Raw genomic sequence first — 22,609 nt, 5'->3', positions numbered from 1 at the left:
TTTTATTAAATGTGCTTTTCCCTCCATTAAGGAGCGGTTTTAAAATTCCCCTCCACTGGAGGGGTGGCGAAAATTCAAAGAATTTTTGACGGGGTGGTTAATAATTTACATTAATAATTTCGTCTTAAATTAAAATTTCAAATCAGAAAAAACAAAAAACAACGGTTCAGAATTCAAATTCTACAACTCAGCAATAAAAATTTATAATCAATAAAAATTCGTCATATTTTTGATTCGAAAATTAACAGCTATGAAAACACGGGGTAAAAAATTACTATTTCTAATTTCATTTCTTTCCTTCTCTTTGAGTTTTGCTCAGGTGAAAATCTCAGGAAAAGTGGCCTACAGAAATAAAGGAATAGGAGAGGTAAATGTCACGCTGAAAGATACTTATGATGGAGCAACAACAGACAGCAACGGAAATTTTTCTTTCGAAACTTCAGAAAAAGGAAATAAAGTTTTGACATTCACGCATCCGAAATATATCGATGTTGAAAAATCAATTACCATTGATAATCAGGATGTTTCGGTAAATGCTGAATTAAAAGAACAAATTAATGAAATCGATGCAGTGGTAGTTTCAGCGGGTTCCATTGAAGCAAGTGATAAAAAAAGAGCGACCGCACTTTTGACACCTATTGATATTTACACAACAGCTGGAGCCGATGGGCAAATTTCCTCGGCTTTGACGTATCTTCCGGGAGTTCAGAAAGTGGGTGAAACAGAAGGACTTTTCATCAGGGGAGGTACAGGAACCGAATCCAAAATTTTTATGGATGGGAGTTTGATTAATAATTATTTCTCCAATTCAGTTCCGGGAATTGCGGGAAGGGATCGTTTCAATACCTCACTTTTTAAAGGGAATGTTTTTTCAAGTGGCGGGTATTCTGCGCTTTACGGGCAGGCTCTTTCCGGGGCATTGATGCTGGAAAGTGTTGATCTTCCGGATCAGAGTTCTTACGACTTTGGCATTTCTCCGATATTTTTAAATGCAGGATTTCAAAAATTAAATGATAATAAAAATTCTTCTTTTGGAGCTACAGTTGGTTATTCCAATTTAAAATTGATGCAGGAAGTGTTTAATTTTAATACCAATTTTAGCGACGCTCCACAAGGCCTTAATACGGATTTTAATGTTAGAATTAAAACAAAATCGGGAGGATTTTTCAAATATTACGGTATGTACGACTCCAACAGAATGAGCGTGAAGGTTGAAAGCCTGGAACCGGAAAACGATTTTTCTTTGGTTAATTTGAAAGGAAAAAACACCTACCACAATTTATCTTTCAAACAAAAATTCGGAAAATATCTGTTGAATGCGGGAACTTCCTATTCTTACAACAAATCGGATCTTGATTTTTCAACACAGAAAAACGATATTGAAACCGGAAACACAAAACTTTTAAATGACGGAAATTATATCAATTTTAAAGCTGTTTTAGATCGAAAAATAAATAAAATCAGTGCTTTACGAGGCGGCTTTGAACTCAACAGCGCCAGTGAAAAACTGAATTTCAATGATGTGGCCAACAAGCATTATAAAGATTTGATTTCAGCCGTTTTTGTAGAAACAGATCTGGGTTTCAGCAACCAATTGTCTGCAAAAATCGGGGTAAGAGCGGAGAATTCATCTTATCTTAAAAAAAGCAATATTGCGCCCCGTTTTGCTCTGGCGTACCGTTTGGCTAAAGACTGGACAACCTCTTTTGCATACGGGCTTTTCTACCAGAATCCGGAAAGTAAATACATCAACGGCCCTGCAAATCTTGATTTTCAAAAATCGCAGCATTATATTTTCCAGTTGCAGCGCGCAACAGAAGGAAGAAGCTTGAGGTTGGAAGCGTTTTACAAAAAATATGATGATCTTTTGAAAGTTAAAAATCTTCCGTACGTCGACGGGCAGAATCAATACGTACAAACTGCCGATAACAACAGCGGATACGGCTATGCAAAGGGGCTGGAGCTATTCTGGAGAGATAAAAAAACATTCGAAAATATCGATTACTGGATCAGTTATTCGTTTCTGGATTCTAAAAGGGATTTTATGAATTATCCTTTAAGTTTAAAACCAAATTTCGCTTCAGAACATACTATTTCGGCAGTGGCGAAAAGATTTGTTCCAAAATGGAAAACGGGCTTCAATATTTCTTACACCTACGCAAAAGGACGTCCTTATTATGATATTGCTACCAAAGATGTCAATGGAGATTCTGTCTATTATGTAAGAAATGAAGGACAATTAAAAGATTACAACGCTTTGAATTTTAGTGTAAATTATCTTCCGAATCTGGGCAAAAAAGACGCAAAAGCATTTACGGTGTTTGTATTAAGTGTATCGAATATTTTAGGAACAAAAAATGTCTACGGATACAATTTTTCCATGGACGGATCTAGAAATTCGGCAGTCGTTCCTCCGGTAAATACCTTTGTTTTTGTAGGAGCTTTCATCAGCTTTGGGGTTGATAAAACGCAGGATGCCATTAATAATAATTTATAAAAATCTCAATAAACTAACCTTTTGATGATTTAATTATATAAATTAAATACATATCTTTGAATAATATAAAATATAACCTTAAAAAAATAGAAAAAATGAAGAAATATCTATTAAGTTTTGCTTTAGCTTTTGTGAGCTTAACAGCTTTCGCTCAATCTGATTACGAAAAAGCAATGAAAGAAAATATCGCAAAGATCGAAACCAGTAAAACGGTAGAAGAATATACAACGGTAGCGAATAATTTTCACAGAATTGCAGGAAAGGATGAAAACAACTGGCTGCCTTTTTATTACGCTGCTTTGGCTAATATCCAAAAAGGGAGAGTTTTAATGAGAGAAGGAAAAACTCAGGATCTGGATTTCATTGCAGGGCAGGCTCAGAAATACATCGATGCGGCAGCTCACGTGGCTCCAACTGACAATGCAGAACTTCACCTGTTGACCAAAATGGCTTATTCTTTAAAAATGATGGTAAATCCTCAACAAAGATATATGACAGACGGAGCAAAAGCAGCTGAAGAAATGAAAATTGCTGAAAAGCTTGATCCGAACAACCCAAGAGTTGCTTTAATTAAGGCTGAAGACACGTATTTCACGCCTGAGCAATACGGAGGAAGCAAAACAAAGGGAATAGAGCAGTTTAAAGATGCTCTGGCAAAATTCAATTCGTACACTCCGAAATCAGCTCTAGATCCAAGCTGGGGTAAAGCAGAAGCTGAATATTTCGCTAATGGTGCAAAAAAATAATATTTTTTAATATCTCATCTGAAACCTTCCTGTTTTTTGCGGAAGGTTTTTTTATGCGGCTCAGTCAGCAAAAATGACGGCTCAGCAAAAAATAATTTTTGATACCTTTAATATCAGCTAATTTTGAACCAAGAAAACTGCTATGAAACGTAAAGGCATAATAATATTACTGTGGATATCGCTGGGAACGGCTTTGTTTTTCTTTTTTGTTTTTAATGACGAAAAGACTTTTAAAAACTTTGCGCTTACCCTTTTGGTTTCCACGATGTATTCGTTTATTCTTGGCTTCGGAAATGCTTTGATTAACGATTTTCTCAACAAAAAGTTCCCCTGGTCTGAAACAACGAGAACGAGGGCAATTTTAAGTGTGATCTCGATTCTGATTGCCAATTTTATTTTAGTGTACTTCTGCAACTATATGAATTTTGTAGTGATCCAGAAGACGGCGACGACAGAAGAGTTTTTTTCGAGCAAATACAACACTTCCAATTGGTTCATGATCAATATTGCACTGCTGATCTCGGCTTTCCTGCACGCAAAAAGTTTCATGGAAGAGCTTCGGAAAACCTCCAAAAAAGAGGTGGTAGAGCAGAAATTGATTGCAAAATCGGCCAACGCACAATTTGAAAGCCTTAAAAACCAGCTTGATCCGCATTTTTTGTTTAATTCTTTAAATGTTTTAAGCTCATTAATTGATGAAAATCCGAAACAGGCGCAGAAGTTTACAGCTTCAATGTCAAAGATTTACAGATACGTTTTGGAACAGAAAGACAAGGAATTAGTTACTGTAGAAGACGAGCTGGAATTTGCAAAAACCTATTGTGATCTGCTGAAAACCAGATTCGAAGACAGTGTAGATTTTGTTTTTGATGTTAAAAAAGAAGATTACAGGAGATTTGTGGTGCCGTTGTCACTACAATTGCTGTTGGAAAACTGTATCAAGCATAATTTTGCCACATCTTCAAAACCACTGATCATAAAAATCTTTTCTGAAAATGATACACTTTGCATAGAGAATAATCTGCAGGTAAGAGAACAAATAAAAGAAAGCTCAGGCATCGGTTTGGCGAATATTGTTCAGCGATATTCTTTGCTTACGAAACGAAATGTTTTCATCGAAAAATCCGAAGATTATTTTAAAGTAAAACTTCCGGTATTGGCAGATAAACCAAACGTTGTGAGTGTAAAAATAGAAGATAAAGATAAAGCCTACGAAAGAGCACAGAAAAGGGTAAAGGAAATCAAGAGTTTTTATGGAAACCTTATTTCTTACTGTATTATCATTCCTTTTTTGATGATCATTAATTTAACGACAAACCCAAAAAACATTTGGTTTTATTTTCCGATGCTGGGTTGGGGAATTGGCTTGGCAGCCCACGGGATGAGTGTTTTTGCCATTGGTAAAAGCTGGGAAGAAAAAAAGATCCGGGAAATTTTAGAAAAACAAAACAAACGATAAAAAGCAAACATCATGGAAAATATTGACAAAGATGATATCAGATACAGAGAAGCGGAACGAAGGGTGAAAAAAATTAAGAATTTCTATGTCTTTACATTCATTTATTTCGCTGTGAATATTTTTATCCTGTTCTTGAATTACAGAGGATTGAAACCTAACGAAAGCATTTGGCGGTTAAAATATTTCTCACTTCCGTTGTTTTGGGGAATCGGAGTCATGGGTTACGGAATGAGTGTGTTTCTACCCGGATTTGTGTTAGGAAATAAATGGGAAGAAAAGAAAATTAAAGAGCTGATGGAGAAGGAAAAAAGCTCTAAATAAAGTGAACGTCTATAATCTGGAAGATTCAATATGACACAGCATAAACGATAGAAAAGTACTATTAGAAATGTCATGCTTGGCTTAGCCTGTAGTGAGCTTGTCAAACCATCGAAACATTTATCACAATATAAAAACAACAAAATGAATACTTTAGGAATCATATTTACCATTTCAATGATTGCCTGGTTTTTGAGTGAATTTCTATACAAAAACATTTTAAAATCCGGTGAAAAAGATAAAAAAGGCAAGGACAAATCTACCCTTAATCTTTTGTGGATCGCGATTCCGCTTTCGGTTGCACTGGCGGTCACATTTTCTTACATCACTGAATTCCCGATTACAAATGAACTCTGGATTTTATATGTAGGCGAAGCATTTATTCTTATTGGAATTATTTTAAGGGTTTTCATTATCAGGTCTTTAGGAAAATATTTCACGGTGGATGTTACGATCAGGGAAAATCACAAAATCAAAAAAGAAGGCTTTTACAAATATCTGAGACATCCGTCATACTCATTTTCTTTGTTGACTTCCCTCGGACTTGGATTATACTTAAATAATTGGCTATCACTGCTTTTTGCTTTCATTCCACCTTTTGTAGCATTCAGCTACAGGATTAGAATTGAAGAACGAACTTTGATCGAGCAGTTCGGAGAAGAATACCTGGAATACAGAAGAAAAACAAAGAAGCTGATTCCTTTTATGTATTAAAAATTTTTAAATGCACCAATAGAGCTCAGTGGGCATCGTTATAAATGAACGGTTAAAATAAAACAAGTATAAGGAATGTCTTGCTGAGCAAAGCTTGTAGTGAGTTTGTCGAACTATCGAAGCATCTATTTAAAAGAAAAATCACGCTTAAAATATCTCCACAATTTTCATTATTCCCCATTTTTTACAATTCAGTTTGCATTTTCTACGGTTCGGTAAGATAAAATTGATTTGAGCCTGTTTTCCGACCTACATTTGTCTCAACAAAAACAAACAAATTAACTTTTTTAAATCATAACAATTATGGAAACTACATCATTCAACAAAGAAAATCTTGCATACGAAAGAGCAACAAGAAGAGTAAAAGAATTGAAAGGATTCTACGGAAATCTTACTTCATATTGCCTGGTTATTCCGTTTTTAGTGTTTCTTAATCTTTTGACTTCTCCAGATCAATTATGGTTTTACTGGCCGATGCTGGGTTGGGGAATAGGTCTTGTCGCACACGGAATCAATACTTTCGGAATCGGAAGAAACTGGGAAGAGAAAAAGATCAGAGAATTAATGGAAGAAGAAAGAAAAAATACAAAAACACTTTAATAATAACCTTTAAAACTTAATACAATGGACTATAATCAAGCACAGGAAAGAGTAAATCAATTAAAAAAATTCTATAAAAGCCTTCTATGGTTTGGAATTGTTTCAGCAATTATTTTTTTTAACGATATTTTTGAACAAGGAAAACTGGATTTCTCTTTATTTAAAGGCTCTATTATTCTTACGATTTGGGGAATTATTTTGACCGTAAAAGCCGTAAAATTATTCATTCTCGATTCCGAATGGGAAAGAAAAGTTATACAGAAAGAAATGGGAAAATCAAAAGAGCCGATTCAATTTTAAAAACTGATATCTTTTAAGTATTTTTATTCGAATTTTAAAACTAAAAAACGGGAACTCAATGATCAAAACAGTCATTATCGAAGACGAAAAACCTGCTTCAAGGAAATTGGAAAGAATGCTGAGCGAATTTCCTGAAATAGAAGTGGTTGCAAAGATAGAATCTGTAGAAGAAGGGGTGGAATGGTTTTCCAATAACGAGCATCCCCAACTGATTTTTTCAGACATTGTTTTAGGAGACGGTCTGTCGTTCGATATTTTTGAGAAAGTTCCTACCAAAGGTTTTATTATTTACACGACAGCTTTTGATCAATACACTTTAAAAGCGTTTAAACTAAACAGTATCGACTATCTTTTAAAGCCTATTTTAGATGAAGATCTGAGTGGTGCGATTGAAAAATTCAAATCATTCCTTCCTTCAGATAACTCTGTCAATTCTAAGGAAATCAAAGAATTAATAAAAAAAGATAAGACGACGCTTTCCCGGATTTTAGTGAAGATCGGATACAATTTGAAGATTGTTCAGACCCAGGAAGTAAGTTGTTTTTACAGTGAAAACAAAATTGTTTACCTGCAGACTCAGGATCGGGCTTATCCTTCAGACTTTACGCTGGATGAACTGGAAGATGTTCTGGATGAAAAGAAATTTTTCCGGGTAAACCGACAGTTTATTGTCAATTCAGATTACATCAAAAACATTCATACTTCGCCCAATTATAAGGTAGAACTGGAATTTCAGCCACAGGAAGAAATTACCGTGAGCCGCGATCGTGTGAAAGATTTTAAAGATTGGCTAGTGAATTAGTTTTATAAGGAAAAAGGGAAAAGTAAAAAGAGCCAAGACTTTCAAAACTATCAACCATCAACCATCAATCAACAACTCGCAACTCAAAACTCGCATCCCGAAACTCGAAACCCGCATCACCTATAATCAATCCTATTAGACTCCGTGTCTTCAAGTTGTTTTATAATTGATTTTGGAATTTCATCGCTGTCAATCGGAAAGCTGATGGAATCGGGGAGAAATGTCTTTCGGTCTGCCTTCTGAAAGATTTCGAAAAGAGCGATCGGCTCCTGATTAAAACTGATACAAGTACTTATAAAATGCAACTCATGGAGCTTATAATCTGGATTTTTCAACTTTTCCTTGATATCTTTTATTCTTGAAATAAAATGTCTCTGGCGAATGAAAGTATTGCTGTTCATGATGATAAAAACATAGTCGGAATAAGCGGTCACCTTCCCAAAATACTTGTGATGATCGCCACCGCTTCTCTCTATAAAATATTCGCCGGAAGTTTCAGATTTGTAGATTTCCATGGCAGAACGCCAGATGCGGTTGTCTTTAGCCTGCAAAGGATTATCCGGGAGATTTCTGTTGTAAGAATACCAGCTGCCAACCAATCGATCCAACAGTTTTGTATTTTGTTTTGCATTATTCATATCAATTCTCAGGTCATTAAAATTGAATGATTCTGTATTGGTATTAATAAAATCAATATAATTTGAATATCCCAATACCTTTACAATAAGGCTTAATTTGGCAAGATTAGGCTTGCTTAATACAATTTTTTCGTCCTGATAATATTTCTTTAGCTTATTGATAATCAAATGTTCATAAAGGTAATTTGATCCCAGCAAATCAGGGTTTTTCTTGATGTTTTTCTCCGCATGATCTGCAACAATAAGATCATTAATCTCTGCAACGATGTATGACCATTCGGTTTTCGTGACATCGTGCCAATGGTTTTTCTTTAAGAAATGAAGACTTAAAAAGTTCATCAGTTTCTCCAGATGCAGGATATCTTCTTTTTTCATGGATTGGGTTTTATTGATAAGACTAATTTAAGATTTTTTTACAACCAAAAAAGACTGTTGTAAGACTTTTATATTTTTAATTCAATCCATATTTGAGTAGAAAATAAAAGTTAAGACAATGGAAACAAAAATGTTATTACAAAACGATTCCCTCTGGAGCAGACTTCAGGAATTTTCGTTAGACACTCCCAATGTTGATTTTCCTTTCTCAAAAAAATTAGCCAAAGAAGAAAAATGGACTTTAGATTTTACTAAAAAAGCGATAGAAGAGTATAAAAAATTCGTTTACCTCTGCTGTGTTCTTCCCAACGGAGCTTCGCCAAGCGAAATAGTAGATAAAGTTTGGCATATGCATCTTATTTATACTCAGAATTATTGGGAAGAATTTTGCCCGAATATTTTACAGAAAAAACTTCATCATCACCCATCAAAAGGTGGTTTTGCAGAAAAAGAAAAGCATCAGAACTGGTTTTCGGACACTTTAAAAAGCTATCGGGAAATATTTCAGCAGGAAGCGCCGGAAGAAATCTGGAAAGAAAAGCCCAAAGTAAAGTCATGGTTAAAAAGAATGGCTGTCTTTTCTCCACTCATAATTTTGCTTTTGATGTATTCATGTTCAGATGGAGAAGGCTTTATCAGTGTGATGTTTATGGTAGTTGTCTGTGCAAGTATTTTTATTTTTGGAATCGTCGAATCGATACTCGGAGACAATGAAGTTTCAGATCCTCACAAAAAAGATAAGGGTAATAATGATGGCGGAGGCTGTAGCGGAGGCGGCTCTGGTTGCAGTGGAGGCGGTGGTTGTGGAGGTGGCTGCGGTGGATGTGGTGGTTGCGGAGGTTAAAAAAATATAACTATGAAAAATATACTCATTCATTCAGTTTCAGTAGTAATAAGTTTTTTCTGGCTTGTTACGGAGAAAGAAACTTATAATCCCATTTCTTTGAAAGGTCCGGATTTTCTGAAGTTTTACCTGATTCTTTTGCTATGTTTTTACACTTCGGTTTTTGTCCTGAATTTTTTAAAAGAAAGAGTAACGAAAGTAACCATACTTTTCATCATTCTCATTTTTGTGTTAGGAATGGTGAAATTAATAAAAGGGATGATTTTAGATAAACCAGTAGGGTATCTTTTACTCATTTTGTTTTTCGAGGGTGTTTTTTATATTTATTTTATGTTATTTTATTTTAATAAAAAGTTAAAATTATCCTCAAAATAACCCAGTTGAGATGCCAAAAAGTTAAAATAATATTAATCTATCTTTGTTTTGAATTATTTAAAAAAACGTAAAATATTCAAACAAATTAATAAATACAGTTATTTAAGTTAAATAGCCAAAAAAAAATAATTTTAAAAATGTTTTTAGTAAATATTTTAAATTTTTGAGAAAAATTGACTGCTTGAGTATAAATTTTGTGAAGGTTAAAATCTATATATCTTTGTGAAAAGTAAAAAGATAAACCACAATGATGAGAATAACAACAATGGCAGTTTTTTTGTCAGTATGTTCCTATGCCCAAAAAAATTATTCTATTAACGGAGTCGTAAAAGACCAAGACACGGGAGAGCTCATATCCGGAGCTGTCATAAAAATTAAAGAAAAACCTGAAATCTCTATTGAAACCAACGAATACGGATTCTATTCCTTATCGTTACCGGAAAATGATTATACGCTGATAATCAGTCACGACAAGCACAAGGACGCTGCCCAAAACATTCATCTTGATTCTACAAAAAAGATAGATTGGACTCTTAAAAAGGATGAGTACCTTATTGAAGAAATTAATCTAAAAGATGTAAAAAGATCAAAAGCTTTTTCCACACAATCTAAAATGGGAGCTGAAAAACTTGATATTCAGGGGATTTCTAAGCTTCCTGTTTTGCTTGGCGAGAAAGATATTATGAAGACATTACAGTTTTTGCCAGGAGTCAGCTCGCAGGAAGGAAGTTCGGGATTCAGCGTGCGGGGAGGAAATTTAGACCAAAACCTTATACTGCTTGATGAGGCTCCGGTTTTTAATAATTCTCATTTGGCGGGCTTTTTCAGTACGTTTAACAGCGATGCGCTGAGGAGTGTTACTCTGTATAAAGGCAATATTCCTTCTCAATATGGGGGAAGACTATCTTCCGTTGTTGATGTGAAAATGAAGGAAGGAAATAACCAGAACTTTGGAGTTGCAGGAGGGATCGGTTTGATAAGCAGTAGAATAAGCTTTGAAGGGCCTATCCAAAAAGGAAAATCATCTTTTATTGTTTCTGCCAGACGTACATATCTGGATCTTTTCCTGAATTCTACTGGAGAAAACGGAGGAAATACTAAATTATATTTCTATGATCTAAACGCAAAATTTAATTATCAGATTAATAAAAATAATAGTATTCACTTTTCGAGCTATCTTGGAAGAGATATTATGTCTTTTGATAAGTTTAAAAACAATTGGGGAAATTTAGTTGGTACACTGAGATGGAATAGTATTATCAATAGCAATTTATTTTCAAATACATCGCTCACATACAGTAACTATGATTATAGAACGAATATCATAGGCTATACCGGAAATATTGTGGAAATTAACCCCAACGTCAGAAACTGGGGATTTAAGCAGGATTTTTCAAATTATGTAGGAACAAGTCATACATTTAATTACGGACTGCAGGCTTCTTATTATGATTTTTTCACCAATAAACTTCCGGATTACATCAATTCTGAATTTCTTAAGAAAGAAAGAACAATGTGGGAAAGTGCATTGTATTTTAATGATGATTATAAAATTTCCGAAAAACTTTTCATGAATTATGGTGTAAGGCTGTCAATGCTTAATCGGGGGAAGGACATTGAAAAGGATGGAGAAACTTCCAAAAGGTATATCAATTTTGAGCCTCGTTTGATGTTAAATTATGAATTTAATAAAAATAATAGTATACGGGCGGGTTACACGAGACTTACACAAAATTTACAGACTTTAAGTAACGGAGGGTATGGCCAATTTATTAATAATGATATTTGGCTGAATCTCAAAAAACCGTTAACGATGGATCAGGTGAATCTTGCTTATACCAAGAAATTTAATAAAGGCTACGAAGTGACAAGCGAAGTATTCTATAAAAAAATGGCAAATCTTGTCGATTATAAAGACGGTTTAGTAGTAGATGTGCTGGATAATGTGGAAAATAACCTTTTGTATAACGGTATCGGAAGAGCTTACGGATTTGAGCTTTTAGCAAAAAAAACAAAAGGCAGGCTTACAGGTTGGGTTTCATACACATTATCTAAAACGGAAAGAAAAATTGATGGAATCAATGAAGGGAACTGGTACAATGCCAATTCTGATAAAACCCACAATCTATCTGTGGTTGCCAGCTATGAATTGACGCCTGCAATAACATTTTCAGGAGCTTTTGTTTACAGTACAGGAAATGCAGTGACTTTTCCGGTCGGGGTGTATAACATCGACGGACAAACCGTGTTTCAATATGGTGCAAGAAACAGTAATCGAATGCCGGCTTATCACCGTCTTGATCTGAATGTAACTTATGAACCGAAGACAACAAAACGCTTTAAAAGCTCTTGGTCTTTTGGAGTGTATAATATTTATGGCAAACAAAATCCTTATACCATTAGTTTTGAAAAAGATATGTTTACAAATACAATACGGGCAAAACAGGAGACGCTGCTTTCCATTGTTCCCAATGTGGCCTATAATTTTAAATTTTAATATAAACCGTAAAAAAATGATGATAAACAAAAAATATTTTATTATCTCCGCTTTTATGCTTCTTTTATTAAGTTGCGGAGATAGAGATGCGGATATTCCTTTAGATAATATGAGTGGGAGAATAGTTATCGAAGGAAATATTTCTGATCAAAATGGGCAGTCTTTTGTTGCTGTATCGAGAACCGTTAAAATCTCATCGGGAGATGATGAATACTCACCCGTGGCGAATGCAATCGTGACAGTAAGTGATAGTCAAGGACATGTTGATACATTGAAATATGAAAACGGAGTCTATAAACCAGTCAATCTTGTGTCCAATTACGGAGAGATTTATACACTATCGGTTACTGTAGACGGAGTTACCTATAAGGCAACGAGTAAAATGCCGGAATATGTGAATTTGGATGATGTAAAACAGTCCAAAATTTTTGACGGATTTAATAATGTTTCAGGGCTTATTCCTATTTTTACTGATCCGGCAGCCAAAGGGAATTATTATCTTTTTAAAAGTAAACTGAAAGACGATGACAATAACGATACTAGTTATACTGTAATGTCAGACGAAATTGGGAATGGAGAAGTAAACGGTAAACCTATTTCTATTGATGTTCAGTATGGAGTAAATCAATATGTGACAGTAGAATTGCAATGTATTGATGCTTCAGTTTATAATTACTTTAAAGCTTTTCCGCAAGCCGTTTTGCATAATTCAGGAGCTACCATTACGCCTACTAATCCTCCGAGTAATATAAGCAATGGAGCTTTGGGGTATTTTTCTGCACATACTTCATCTAGTAAAACTATTACAATTCAGGAATAAAGAAGCTAAAGTCAAATTTTGATAAATAAAAGAGGTTTGGAAATTTCCAAACCTCTTGTTATGTTTAATCCTTTAGTTTAAAAAGTTTAAGAATTAATGGAATCTAAATTTAATCTTAAATCTAGTATCTCATTACGCAATAACTCCGCTTCCTAAAAGCTCATCACCAATATACCAAGACGCAAACTGTCCTTCCGCGATGGCAGATTGGGCGTCTTCAAATTCGATATAAAAGCCATCTTCAAACTGATGTAATGTCGCTTTCTGCAACGGTTGTCTGTATCGTATCCTTGCCATTACTTCCATCGTTTCTCCATTTTTTAAGGCTAAATCTTCACGCACCCAATGAACTTCAGAATTGTCAATTTTCAATGCTTTTTTGTACAATCCGGGGAAGCTGTGACCTTCACCCACAAAAAGAATATTGTTTTCCATGTCTCTGGAGATGATAAAACAACTTTCTTTGTGTCCGCCGATTCCTAGACCCTTGCTTTGTCCGATCGTGAAAAATTGGGCTCCCTGATGTTTTCCAATTACTTTTCCGCCGGATTTTTTATAATTGATTTTTTTGCTTAAAAATTCAAGTTCTTCCTGTTTTGAAGAAAATACTGGAGTTTCTTCTGCGAAAATAGGAGAATCTCTGAAAATTTCTACAATTTCTCCTTCTTTGGGAACCAATTGCTGCTGCAAAAACTGCGGAAGGCTCACTTTTCCGATAAAGCATAATCCCTGAGAATCTTTTTTATCAGCGGTTACCAATCCGATTTCTTTCGCGATTTCCCTTACTTCGGGTTTTGTTAATTCTCCAATGGGAAACAAAGCTTTAGACAATTGATCCTGACTTAATTGACATAAAAAATAAGACTGATCTTTATTATTATCCTTTCCTGCCAGAAGATGAAAAATTTCCTTTCCGTTTTCATCAAAAGTGGAAGTTACCTGCGCATAATGTCCTGTAGCTACTTTATCAGCACCCAATGACATTGCCGTTTTCATGAAAACATCGAATTTTACTTCCCGGTTACACAAAACATCCGGATTCGGGGTTCTTCCTTTCTGATATTCATCGAACATATAATCCACGATTCTTTCTTTATAAAGCTCGCTCATATCGATCACCTGAAACGGAATTCCCAGCTTTTGGGCAACCATCAGGGCATCATTACTATCCTCAATCCACGGACATTCATCTTCCAACGTCACGGAAGCATCATTCCAGTTTCTCATAAACAAAGCCACCACTTCATGACCTTGCTGCTGCAGCAAATATGCTGTTACACTTGAGTCTACGCCTCCGGAAAGGCCTACTACTACTTTCATTGTATTTCAATTTTACGAAACTCTTAACGGGAGTTCTTAGTTTGACGCCGCAAAAATACAACTAAATAAATTCGCAAAAAAACCATAATTTTAAACATCGATAAAAACAATGTAATATGAAAAAGTTTATTATTTCTTTATTTGTAATGATTTCAGGGGTTCTTTTTTCCCAGGTTTCCGTAGGAGCTTCACCCGAAAGCACCAACCGCTGGACTTTCGGGGGCGGAATCGGGGTTGGTTTCGGAAGCCAGAGCGCATTTTACTTACAGGCTTCTCCCAGAGTAGGTTACAGGCTTACCAATGATCTTGAAGGTGGAGTAGTGGGAAGCGTTTCGTGGCAGACTTCGGATTATTATCGTTCGACAATGTTTGGTGTTGGCCCGTTTCTGAATTATTATATTGCCCGAACTTTTTATTTAAGTGCTAATTATCAGCATTATTTCATTAATTATAAACATAAATATTACGACTATAAAACGAATGCAGAAGAAGATGCTTTATATCTAGGTGGCGGATATATGCAGCGAATCGGGAATAATTCTTTCATGCAGATAGGTTTGATGTATAATGTTCTCTGGAAAGAAAATGAAAGTATTTTTTCAACAGGGTTGGTTCCGAGTATTGGTTTTGTGGTGGGGCTTTAATTATTTTCTACCACAGATTTTCACAAGATTTGCACATATGATTTTGGTTAAAGATCTGTGTAATCCTCCAATTTTTAATACAAATAATGACCCTTGTCAAGGTTTTAAACCTTGACAAGGGTTGCAAGATAAAAAACAAAAAAGCATCGAGAAAATTCCCGATGCTTTTTTTATAATCAAATTATTTATTTATGATTGAGAAGACTTTTCAGCAGCAGACTTCTTAGTTTTAGAAGCCTTTCCTGTGAGTGCATCTTTCGCTTCATTAAGGTCAAGAACTACAGTTTCTCCTTCATTCAATTGTTTGTTTACCAGCATTTCGGCTAATAAATCTTCAATATATTTCTGGATAGCTCGTTTCAATGGTCTTGCGCCGAAGTCTTTATCCCAGCCTTTTTCAGAGATGAAGTCTTTTGCTTCTTCGGTTAATTCCACTTTGTACCCTAATTTTTCTAATCTGCTGTACAGTTTGTTCAATTCAAGATCAATAATTTTCTTGATATCGTCTTGTACAAGAGAGTTGAAGATGATAATATCGTCAATTCTGTTTAGGAATTCAGGGGCAAATGCTTTTTTAAGCGCATTTTCGATGGTACTTCTTGCTCTGGTATCTGTGTTTGACTTTTTCGCAGAAGTTCCGAATCCTACACCATCTCCGAAATCTTTAAGATCTCTCGTACCGATGTTTGAAGTAAGGATAATAATCGTATTTCTGAAGTCAATTTTTCTACCTAAACTGTCCGTAACGTGACCTTCATCCAAAATCTGCAACAGAATGTTGAATACATCAGGGTGAGCTTTTTCGATCTCATCCAAAAGAACCACAGCATAAGGTTTTCTTCTCACCGCTTCTGTTAATTGTCCACCTTCTTCGTATCCAACGTATCCCGGAGGCGCACCAACTAATCTTGAAACCGCAAATTTTTCCATGTATTCACTCATATCAATTCTGATCAAAGCTTCGTCAGAATCGAATAATTCTCTTGCCATTACTTTGGCCAGCTCCGTTTTACCGACACCGGTTGTTCCTAAGAAAATGAAAGTACCGATCGGACGGTTCGGATCTTTAAGTCCGGCTCTGTTTCTCTGAATTGCTTTCACAACTTTTTTCACAGCGTCTTCCTGACCGATTACTTTTCCGTTCAGTTTTCCGTCCATCTGAGCTAATTTATCAAGCTCATTTTTACCTACTTTCGTTACCGGAACACCACTCATCATGGAAACCACTTCCGCTACATTTTCTTCTGTTACGGTTTCTTTTTTCTCCTTCACATCTTTGTCCCACTTATCCTGGGCAGCATTCAGTTCCATCTGAAGTCTTTCCTCTTCATCTTTCAGTTTTCTTGCTTCAAGATAATCCTGAGCTTTTACTGCTTTCTGCTTCATTTCCTTGATATCTTCGATTTTCTTTTCAAAATCAATGATTTCTGTAGGAACTTTCATGTTTTTAATATAAACACGAGATCCGGCTTCATCCATGGCATCAATCGCTTTATCCGGTAAGAAACGGTCTGTAATATATCTTGATGTCAAATTGACACATGCCAGAATTGCTTCCGGAGTATAGATTACATTATGATGTTCTTCGTATTTATCTTTAATCTGATTTAAGATCTGAACGGTTTCTTCGATCGAAGTCGGCTCCACCATTACTTTCTGGAATCTTCTTTCTAAAGCACCGTCTTTCTCGATGTACTGACGATATTCATCCAGGGTAGTTGCCCCGATGCATTGGATTTCTCCTCTTGCCAAAGCAGGTTTGAACATATTTGACGCATCCAAGCTTCCTGTAGAACTTCCCGCACCGACAATAGTGTGAAGCTCATCAATGAATAAGATGACATCTCTGTTTTTCTCCAGCTCCGTCATGATCGCCTTCATTCTTTCCTCAAACTGACCACGGTATTTTGTTCCGGCAACTAAACTCGCCAGATCCAAAGTGATCACTCTTTTACCATAAAGAACTCTTGAAACTTTCTTCTGTTGAATTCTTAAGGCCAAACCTTCAGCGATGGCAGATTTACCAACACCCGGTTCACCGATAAGCAACGGATTGTTTTTCTTTCTTCTTGATAAAATCTGAGAAACTCTCTCAATTTCTTTTTCACGACCGATCACAGGGTCCAATTTCCCGTCTCTTGCCAAAGAAGTAAGGTCTCTACCAAAGTTGTCCAAAGTAGGAGTTTTACTTTTTCCGGAACCTAAATTTCCTGTTGGCTTTCTCATTTGCTCAAATTCCTCTCTTTCATCATCGTCGTCATAAGCACTCATCTGTGGTGCCTGTCCGGAATTTTTCAGCATCGTCTGATACTCTTTTGAAACTCCTTCATAATCGATGTCGTAAGCTCCTAAAATATTTGAAGTCGGGTCCTCATATTTGTATAGAATGCCTAAAAGCAAATGAACGGTATTAATCTCATTGCTTTTGTATTGTCTGCATTCCAGCTCCGCACGTTTGATCGCATGATCTGCCATCTTAGTGAAAGAAATATTGGTAACCTCCTCAGAAATAGGATTTAGACTTGCTGTATTTAGAGTTTCAATTTTTCTTCTGATTTGTGTTAAATCCGCATTAAGGTTTTGAAGGATTTCTTTTGCAGAGTTTTCCGTTTTTATAATACCTAAAAGTAGATGTTCTGTATTAAGAAATTCACTTTTCAGCCTTTTAGCTTCGCTTTTGCTTTGTTTGAACACTTGGCTCAAACCTTGTGAAAACTTATAATCCATAATATATCTCATTAGAATAAAAGCAGCATTGCCATTTATTCATTATCTAAATTACAAATATTTTACCAAAAATCAATAAATGACTTTATGGCAGAAAAAATTTTATTATCTTATTGAAAATGATTAAGTTTGTTCTGCTCTAAATTTTTCTCATGAACCCCGAAACTGCTACTTATATCGGATATTCTGCTTCACTTTTTATCGTGTTGAGTTTTATCCTGAAAGATGTAAGAAAAATTAGAATTGTCAATATGGTCGGCTGTATATGTTTTGTCATTTATGGTATCTTCAGCGGAATGCTCTGGCCGGTAATCATCCCAAACGGGATGATTTGCTTTATTCAAATTTACCACCTTTTAGCGGATAAAAAAAAGTAATGAACAGAAAAAAAGTCATTACCTCTGCTTTTAGTAATCTGTACACAGATCAGCGTATAGAGAAGGTTTGCAGGACTTTACATGAAAACGGATACGGCATTGAATTGATAGGAAACGACTGGGGTGGAAGTGAAAAAATTTCGCGGCCTTATGCTTTTAATAGAATAAAATTAATTTCAACAAGTTTAAAAACCGCATATTTCGAATTCAACTGGAAATTGTACCATGAACTAAAGAAAAAAGCGGATAAAAACACGATTCTTCATGCCAACGATCTGGATGCTCTGCTTCCGAATTATTTAATATCAAAAAAGCTAAATATTCCGCTAGTTTTTGACAGTCATGAAATTTTTTCCGAAATGCCGGCAATTCAGGGCAAAATGTCACAAAAATTATGGCGTTATCTGGAAAAAAATGTAATCCCGAAGATCCAATTTATGATGACGGCAAGTTCAGGATATGCCAATTGGTTTAAAAATCAGTACGGAATTCTGCCTGTTGTGGTTCAAAATGCTCCCAGAAAATTAGATTTTACTGGAGAAATTCTTGAAAATAATCCGAAAATTCTTTTGTATCAAGGTGTCATTAATCCTTTTCGGGGTATTGATAAAGCTATTTTGGCAATGCATCACCTGGAAAATGTCATTTTTAAAGTTGCCGGAGATGGCCCCAAGAAAAAGGAATATGAAGATTTGGTAATTAAAGAAAATCTTCAACAAAAAGTTCAGTTTTTAGGAAAATTATTACCTGAAGATTTAAGGAAAATTACACCGACGGTAGATTGTGGAATGAGCATCGAAGAAAATGGAGGGGACAGCTATTATTATTCTTTACCGAATAAAGTACTGGATTGTATCCAGGCACGTGTTCCTTTAATTCTGTCAAATCTTCCTGAAATGCAGAATCTTAAAGCTCAATTTGATATCGGAGAAATTATCAGAGATCATAGACCCGAAAGTATTGCAGAGGCAATAAAAAGAGTTTTAAATAAAGGAAGAAGAAGTTATCTGCCCGAGCTTGAAAAAGCAGCAAATATTCTTTGCTGGGAAAATGAAGAAATAAAATTGCTTGAAGTTTTTGAAAAGGCTTCGCTTTGATTTTATTTCTCTCTTAAAAAGTATTCCGTAAAGTTTGTCATGCTGAAAGCATCTGGACTCGAATCTTTCCAGACTGTTTTCTAATATAACGCTAAGATCCTTCCAGGATGACAAACATTGTGTATATTTTTCTGTTGTTTAAAAGAATGACTGCAACTCTAGCTAAGGATAATTTCAAATCTTCTTCATATTAAATCTCTATTAAATTATCTTTTATAAATTGGTTATCTTTGCAGAAAGAAATTAGTTAAAATGACCATTAAAGAAAAACAGCAGGAAATTATCGACGAATTTGCATTTCTTGACGATTGGGAACAAAAATATGAGTATATTATTGATCTGGGAAAAGAATTGAAAGGACTTTCGGAAGATAAGAAAACTGACGAAAATCTGATTAAAGGCTGCCAGAGCAAAGTCTGGATCGATGCTGAGTACAAAGATGGAAAATTGTTTTTCAATGCAGATTCTGACGGTATTTTGCCGAAAGGGATAGTTTCTCTTTTGGTGAGCATCTACAGCGGTCATTCTACGCAGGAAATTTTAGATTCTGATTTCGAATTTATCTCTGAAATCGGGCTGCAGGAATTCCTTTCTCCTTCCAGAGCCAACGGTTTGATGGCCATGACAAAACAAATTAAATTTTACGCAGTTGCCTATCAGTTGAAATCGTAATTGTGACAAGAATTCTAGCATATCGTTTTTCTGCCTTTGGTGATGTCGCGATGACAGCACCGGTGTTTCGGGAATTTTTAGAACAGAATCCAGACGTAGAAATTGTCATGGTTTCCCGCAAAAATTTTGAAAGCTTATTCTCTGATATTCCGAATGTTATATTCAAGGGAGTGAACCTTGATGATTACAAAGGTTTTTTTGGATTAACGAGATTGGCAAATGAACTGGTGAAGGAATTTCATCCTGACCTGATAGCAAATCTTCATGATGTGATCAGAACGAAAGTTTTAGATAAAATTTATCGCAGAAAAGGGTTAAAAGTTTTTAAAATCAATAAAGGGAAGGAAGAAAAAGAACATCTTACCGATATCTGGAACCTCCATAAAACACAGCTTAAAAAAACTGTTGAACGCTACGCCGATGTCTTTCGGGAAATGGGCTTTAAGGTTGAATTATCGCATCAGTTAAGACCTTTTTCCGTAATCAAATCAGGAATTGGTTTCGCGCCTTTCGCTCAGCATCGCGGGAAAATGCTTCCGCTGGAAAAATCTTATGAATTAGCGAAAATTTTAGCTCAAAAACATAAAATCTATTTCTTTGGAGGCGGCAAAAATGAAACAGAAACGTTGGGAAAATGGGAAAGAGAAATCCCCAATACACAGAGTTTATCAGGAAAACTAAGCCTTACAGAAGAATTGAACAAAATATCCGAATTAGAATTAATGATCTCTATGGATTCCGCCAACATGCATTTGGCAAGTCTTGTGGGAACGAGATGTGTTTCTATTTGGGGGCAGACGCATCCTTATGCCGGATTTTTAGGATTCGGGCAGAGTGAGGATGATGTGGTTCAGATTAAAGATTTGAGCTGCAGACCATGTTCCGTTTTCGGCGATAAAGAATGCTATCGAGGTGACTGGGCGTGTCTGGAAGAGCTTGCTATTCAGAAAATTGTCAATAAAATTCTTTAATCCTGTTTTCTCTTTACAATAAAATTATTTATCACCCACATTGGCACAATATTTTTATATATTGTAAAAAAGCAATATGAAAAAATTGAAAAAAATAGGAGCTGTTATTTTGGTAGGATTATTTGTAATTTCCTGCGCTCCCCGCTTAAAACCCAATGGAAATAATGGACTTCCTCCGGGACAGGTAAAAAAGGTAACCGGGGCAAAATCGGCTAAATATTACGCGCCGGGCCACCGTAAATAAGATATTAACAACCGCAGCAGAACGTTGCGGTTTTTTTAAAATAAAAAAATCTCCCAATTTCTTGAGAGATTTCTGTGGGTCCTGAGGGATTCGAACCCCCGACCCTCTGGGTGTAAACCAGATGCTCTGAACCAACTGAGCTAAGAACCCGAATTTTTTTAAAAGGTTTCGATCCTTTTGTGTGGGTCCTGAGGGATTCGAACCCCCGACCCTCTGGGTGTAAACCAGATGCTCTGAACCAACTGAGCTAAGAACCCTCTATCTTTGTTTCCTCGATTAGAGTGGTGCAAATATACGACTTATTCGGAAATCTCCAAATTTTTTTCTAAAAATTCTCCGACTACAAAGTTGCTTCCGCCGATAAAAATCATTTCTTCGTTTGTACATTGCTCTTTTGCAGAAAGATACGCTTCCTGTACAGAATCGAAAATTTTATAAGAAATTTTTGCTTCAACAAGTAAGTTTTCATAATCTTCCGGGTGTCTTCCCCTATGGATAGACGGTTTTGCAAAATAAAATTCAGAATTTTCCGGTAAGATTTTCATGACTTCATCGATCTTTTTATCATTTACAAAGCCCAAAATAACGTGTTTATGCTTTTTAATGGAGTTTAATTGTTCAAAAACATGCTCCAAACCGGCTTGGTTGTGGCCTGTATCACAAATCGTCAACGGATTTTTTGAGAACTCAAACCAACGGCCAATAAAGCCTGTATTTTCATGAACATGCAAAAGCCCTTTTTCAATATTGGCATCAGAAATATTGAAGTTTAATTTTTTTAATTCTTCAATTAAAGCTAACACCACTTTAATGTTTTTCTCCTGATAATTTCCTTTTAGATCAGATTTTAAATCAGTTTTTAATAAAGTAGCATCAATGAAAGGTGCATTTTCTCTTTCTGCTTTATTTTTAATAATATTTTTTGCAACCTCATTTTCATCACCGAAAATGACAGGAATGCTATTTTTAATGATTCCTGCTTTTTCTCCGGCAATTTCCTCGAGCGTATCTCCTAAAATATTTTGATGATCCAGCTGAACATTTGTAATTGCTGAAACCAAAGGTTTAATAATATTTGTCGAATCCAATCTTCCGCCCAAACCAACTTCAATTATCGCAATATCCACATTCTGCTGGTAAAAATATTCGAAAGCCATGATGGTGGTAAATTCAAAAAAAGAAGGCTGAATATCTTCGGGCAAATCTTTCAGTTTCTGAATGAAATGATACACAAACTCTTTGTCACAATTTTCACCGTTAATTTTTATACGTTCTGTAAAATCAATAAGATGAGGTGAGTTATATAAACCTGTTTTATACCCTGATTCCTGAAGTACAGAAGCCAGCATATTGCTCGAAGAACCTTTCCCATTGGTTCCTCCGATGTGGATGCATTTTATTTTTTCCTGAGGATTTCCAAAAAAATCACAAAGCCTGATGATATTGTCTAATCCCGGCTTATAGGCTTTCTGCCCGTCGATCTGGTAGTTTGGGGCCTGTACGAAAAGCCAATCTACGGCTTCCTGGTATTGTTCGATAGTCATACTGCAAAATTCTCAAAAGTTTCATAAA

Annotated in this window: 22 protein-coding genes and 2 tRNA genes; 18 read left to right on the top strand and 6 right to left on the bottom strand. The window is 35.5% G+C overall.

Annotated elements, in window-relative coordinates; all coding sequences use genetic code 11:
- Nucleotides 1–250 precede the first annotated feature (250 nt).
- The 8 genes from BMX24_RS14625 (at nt 251) to BMX24_RS14590 (ending at nt 7,436) form a co-directional block, all read left to right on the top strand.
- Nucleotides 251–2,497 (top strand): TonB-dependent receptor, encoded by a 2,247-nt coding sequence (locus tag BMX24_RS14625; protein ID WP_089793952.1) that lies wholly within the window; start codon nt 251–253, stop codon nt 2,495–2,497.
- A 95-nt stretch (nt 2,498–2,592) separates the two neighbouring features.
- On the top strand, nt 2,593–3,243 hold the full coding sequence (locus tag BMX24_RS14620) for a hypothetical protein (protein WP_089793950.1): 651 nt from the start codon (nt 2,593–2,595) through the stop codon (nt 3,241–3,243).
- 142 nt (nt 3,244–3,385) lie between these two features.
- Nucleotides 3,386–4,702, top strand: a complete 1,317-nt coding sequence (locus BMX24_RS14615) for a 2TM domain-containing protein (protein WP_089793948.1) — start codon at nt 3,386–3,388, stop codon at nt 4,700–4,702.
- A 12-nt stretch (nt 4,703–4,714) separates the two neighbouring features.
- Nucleotides 4,715–5,023 (top strand): 2TM domain-containing protein, encoded by a 309-nt coding sequence (locus tag BMX24_RS14610; protein ID WP_089793946.1) that lies wholly within the window; start codon nt 4,715–4,717, stop codon nt 5,021–5,023.
- Between the two features lie 141 nt (nt 5,024–5,164).
- Nucleotides 5,165–5,734, top strand: a complete 570-nt coding sequence (locus BMX24_RS14605) for a methyltransferase family protein (RefSeq protein WP_089793944.1) — start codon at nt 5,165–5,167, stop codon at nt 5,732–5,734.
- A 303-nt stretch (nt 5,735–6,037) separates the two neighbouring features.
- Nucleotides 6,038–6,334: a 2TM domain-containing protein gene (locus tag BMX24_RS14600; protein ID WP_089793942.1), complete on the top strand. Its 297-nt coding sequence runs from the start codon at nt 6,038–6,040 to the stop codon at nt 6,332–6,334.
- A 24-nt stretch (nt 6,335–6,358) separates the two neighbouring features.
- Nucleotides 6,359–6,634 (top strand): 2TM domain-containing protein, encoded by a 276-nt coding sequence (locus BMX24_RS14595; protein ID WP_089793940.1) that lies wholly within the window; start codon nt 6,359–6,361, stop codon nt 6,632–6,634.
- 58 nt (nt 6,635–6,692) lie between these two features.
- Nucleotides 6,693–7,436 carry a LytR/AlgR family response regulator transcription factor gene (locus BMX24_RS14590; protein ID WP_089793938.1) on the top strand — a complete coding sequence of 248 codons (744 nt, stop codon included), beginning with the start codon at nt 6,693–6,695 and terminating at the stop codon, nt 7,434–7,436.
- Nucleotides 7,437–7,552: 116 nt separating this feature from the next.
- Here BMX24_RS14590 and BMX24_RS14585 read toward each other — a convergent pair whose 3' ends face one another.
- On the bottom strand, nt 7,553–8,449 hold the full coding sequence (locus BMX24_RS14585; RefSeq protein ID WP_089793936.1) for a hypothetical protein: 897 nt from the start codon (nt 8,447–8,449) through the stop codon (nt 7,553–7,555).
- Between the two features lie 118 nt (nt 8,450–8,567).
- On the opposite strand from BMX24_RS14585, the gene BMX24_RS14580 reads away from it, so the two are divergent.
- The 4 genes from BMX24_RS14580 (at nt 8,568) to BMX24_RS14565 (ending at nt 12,985) form a co-directional block, all read left to right on the top strand.
- Nucleotides 8,568–9,293 (top strand): glycine-rich domain-containing protein, encoded by a 726-nt coding sequence (locus tag BMX24_RS14580; RefSeq protein ID WP_089793934.1) that lies wholly within the window; start codon nt 8,568–8,570, stop codon nt 9,291–9,293.
- Between the two features lie 12 nt (nt 9,294–9,305).
- A complete protein-coding gene (locus BMX24_RS14575) occupies nt 9,306–9,668 on the top strand; it encodes a hypothetical protein (protein ID WP_089793932.1) in 363 nt (120 codons plus the stop codon).
- 247 nt (nt 9,669–9,915) lie between these two features.
- Nucleotides 9,916–12,165, top strand: coding sequence for a TonB-dependent receptor (locus BMX24_RS14570; protein ID WP_089793930.1), 2,250 nt, complete (start codon nt 9,916–9,918; stop codon nt 12,163–12,165).
- 16 nt (nt 12,166–12,181) lie between these two features.
- Complete coding sequence (locus BMX24_RS14565; protein ID WP_170835720.1) at nt 12,182–12,985, top strand: DUF4249 domain-containing protein; 804 nt, start codon at nt 12,182–12,184, stop codon at nt 12,983–12,985.
- Between the two features lie 132 nt (nt 12,986–13,117).
- Here the strand turns inward: BMX24_RS14565 and mnmA are convergent, their stop codons facing one another.
- Nucleotides 13,118–14,305, bottom strand: coding sequence for a tRNA 2-thiouridine(34) synthase MnmA (gene mnmA, locus BMX24_RS14560; protein WP_089793924.1), 1,188 nt, complete (start codon nt 14,303–14,305; stop codon nt 13,118–13,120).
- Nucleotides 14,306–14,421: 116 nt separating this feature from the next.
- On the opposite strand from mnmA, the gene BMX24_RS14555 reads away from it, so the two are divergent.
- Nucleotides 14,422–14,949, top strand: coding sequence for a hypothetical protein (locus BMX24_RS14555; protein WP_089793922.1), 528 nt, complete (start codon nt 14,422–14,424; stop codon nt 14,947–14,949).
- 189 nt (nt 14,950–15,138) lie between these two features.
- Here the strand turns inward: BMX24_RS14555 and BMX24_RS14550 are convergent, their stop codons facing one another.
- Nucleotides 15,139–17,676, bottom strand: coding sequence for an ATP-dependent Clp protease ATP-binding subunit (locus tag BMX24_RS14550; RefSeq protein ID WP_089793920.1), 2,538 nt, complete (start codon nt 17,674–17,676; stop codon nt 15,139–15,141).
- Nucleotides 17,677–17,828: 152 nt separating this feature from the next.
- Here BMX24_RS14550 and BMX24_RS14545 point away from each other — a divergent pair, with 152 nt between their 5' ends.
- The 5 genes from BMX24_RS14545 (at nt 17,829) to BMX24_RS21220 (ending at nt 21,037) form a co-directional block, all read left to right on the top strand.
- Entirely contained in the window at nt 17,829–18,053 is a 225-nt protein-coding gene (locus BMX24_RS14545; RefSeq protein WP_089793918.1) for a uroporphyrinogen decarboxylase, read from the top strand.
- Nucleotides 18,053–19,150: a glycosyltransferase family 4 protein gene (locus tag BMX24_RS14540; RefSeq protein WP_089793916.1), complete on the top strand. Its 1,098-nt coding sequence runs from the start codon at nt 18,053–18,055 to the stop codon at nt 19,148–19,150. The genes BMX24_RS14545 and BMX24_RS14540 overlap by 1 nt, the downstream gene beginning before the upstream one ends.
- Nucleotides 19,151–19,402: 252 nt before the next feature.
- Nucleotides 19,403–19,822, top strand: a complete 420-nt coding sequence (locus BMX24_RS14535) for a SufE family protein (protein WP_089793914.1) — start codon at nt 19,403–19,405, stop codon at nt 19,820–19,822.
- Between the two features lie 2 nt (nt 19,823–19,824).
- Nucleotides 19,825–20,793, top strand: coding sequence for a glycosyltransferase family 9 protein (locus BMX24_RS14530; RefSeq protein WP_228404865.1), 969 nt, complete (start codon nt 19,825–19,827; stop codon nt 20,791–20,793).
- Between the two features lie 76 nt (nt 20,794–20,869).
- Nucleotides 20,870–21,037 (top strand): hypothetical protein, encoded by a 168-nt coding sequence (locus BMX24_RS21220; RefSeq protein ID WP_170835719.1) that lies wholly within the window; start codon nt 20,870–20,872, stop codon nt 21,035–21,037.
- A 75-nt stretch (nt 21,038–21,112) separates the two neighbouring features.
- On the opposite strand, the gene BMX24_RS14525 is transcribed toward BMX24_RS21220, so the two are convergent.
- From BMX24_RS14525 to BMX24_RS14515, 3 genes are all read right to left on the bottom strand, one after another.
- Nucleotides 21,113–21,187: transfer RNA gene (locus BMX24_RS14525), tRNA-Val, on the bottom strand.
- A gap of 32 nt (nt 21,188–21,219) precedes the next feature.
- Nucleotides 21,220–21,294, bottom strand: a tRNA-Val gene (locus BMX24_RS14520).
- Nucleotides 21,295–21,336: 42 nt separating this feature from the next.
- Nucleotides 21,337–22,581 (bottom strand): bifunctional folylpolyglutamate synthase/dihydrofolate synthase, encoded by a 1,245-nt coding sequence (locus BMX24_RS14515; RefSeq protein WP_089793911.1) that lies wholly within the window; start codon nt 22,579–22,581, stop codon nt 21,337–21,339.
- Between the last annotated feature and the right edge of the window lie 28 nt (nt 22,582–22,609).

Origin of the sequence: Chryseobacterium wanjuense (genome assembly GCF_900111495.1) — a bacterium.
GTDB lineage: Bacteria > Bacteroidota > Bacteroidia > Flavobacteriales > Weeksellaceae > Chryseobacterium > Chryseobacterium wanjuense.
The sequence above is the reverse complement of the archived record's forward strand: the minus strand, read 5'-3'. Positions and strand labels throughout refer to the sequence as shown.

Coding starts and splice junctions, on each gene's coding strand:
- BMX24_RS14625 (WP_089793952.1), top strand. CDS start 251: ATGAAAACACGGGGTAAAAAATTACTATTTCTAATTTCATTTCTTTCC.
- BMX24_RS14620 (WP_089793950.1), top strand. CDS start 2,593: ATGAAGAAATATCTATTAAGTTTTGCTTTAGCTTTTGTGAGCTTAACA.
- BMX24_RS14615 (WP_089793948.1), top strand. CDS start 3,386: ATGAAACGTAAAGGCATAATAATATTACTGTGGATATCGCTGGGAACG.
- BMX24_RS14610 (WP_089793946.1), top strand. CDS start 4,715: ATGGAAAATATTGACAAAGATGATATCAGATACAGAGAAGCGGAACGA.
- BMX24_RS14605 (WP_089793944.1), top strand. CDS start 5,165: ATGAATACTTTAGGAATCATATTTACCATTTCAATGATTGCCTGGTTT.
- BMX24_RS14600 (WP_089793942.1), top strand. CDS start 6,038: ATGGAAACTACATCATTCAACAAAGAAAATCTTGCATACGAAAGAGCA.
- BMX24_RS14595 (WP_089793940.1), top strand. CDS start 6,359: ATGGACTATAATCAAGCACAGGAAAGAGTAAATCAATTAAAAAAATTC.
- BMX24_RS14590 (WP_089793938.1), top strand. CDS start 6,693: ATGATCAAAACAGTCATTATCGAAGACGAAAAACCTGCTTCAAGGAAA.
- BMX24_RS14585 (WP_089793936.1), bottom strand. CDS start 8,449: ATGAAAAAAGAAGATATCCTGCATCTGGAGAAACTGATGAACTTTTTA.
- BMX24_RS14580 (WP_089793934.1), top strand. CDS start 8,568: ATGGAAACAAAAATGTTATTACAAAACGATTCCCTCTGGAGCAGACTT.
- BMX24_RS14575 (WP_089793932.1), top strand. CDS start 9,306: ATGAAAAATATACTCATTCATTCAGTTTCAGTAGTAATAAGTTTTTTC.
- BMX24_RS14570 (WP_089793930.1), top strand. CDS start 9,916: ATGATGAGAATAACAACAATGGCAGTTTTTTTGTCAGTATGTTCCTAT.
- BMX24_RS14565 (WP_170835720.1), top strand. CDS start 12,182: ATGATGATAAACAAAAAATATTTTATTATCTCCGCTTTTATGCTTCTT.
- mnmA (WP_089793924.1), bottom strand. CDS start 14,305: ATGAAAGTAGTAGTAGGCCTTTCCGGAGGCGTAGACTCAAGTGTAACA.
- BMX24_RS14555 (WP_089793922.1), top strand. CDS start 14,422: ATGAAAAAGTTTATTATTTCTTTATTTGTAATGATTTCAGGGGTTCTT.
- BMX24_RS14550 (WP_089793920.1), bottom strand. CDS start 17,676: ATGGATTATAAGTTTTCACAAGGTTTGAGCCAAGTGTTCAAACAAAGC.
- BMX24_RS14545 (WP_089793918.1), top strand. CDS start 17,829: ATGAACCCCGAAACTGCTACTTATATCGGATATTCTGCTTCACTTTTT.
- BMX24_RS14540 (WP_089793916.1), top strand. CDS start 18,053: ATGAACAGAAAAAAAGTCATTACCTCTGCTTTTAGTAATCTGTACACA.
- BMX24_RS14535 (WP_089793914.1), top strand. CDS start 19,403: ATGACCATTAAAGAAAAACAGCAGGAAATTATCGACGAATTTGCATTT.
- BMX24_RS21220 (WP_170835719.1), top strand. CDS start 20,870: ATGAAAAAATTGAAAAAAATAGGAGCTGTTATTTTGGTAGGATTATTT.
- BMX24_RS14515 (WP_089793911.1), bottom strand. CDS start 22,581: ATGACTATCGAACAATACCAGGAAGCCGTAGATTGGCTTTTCGTACAG.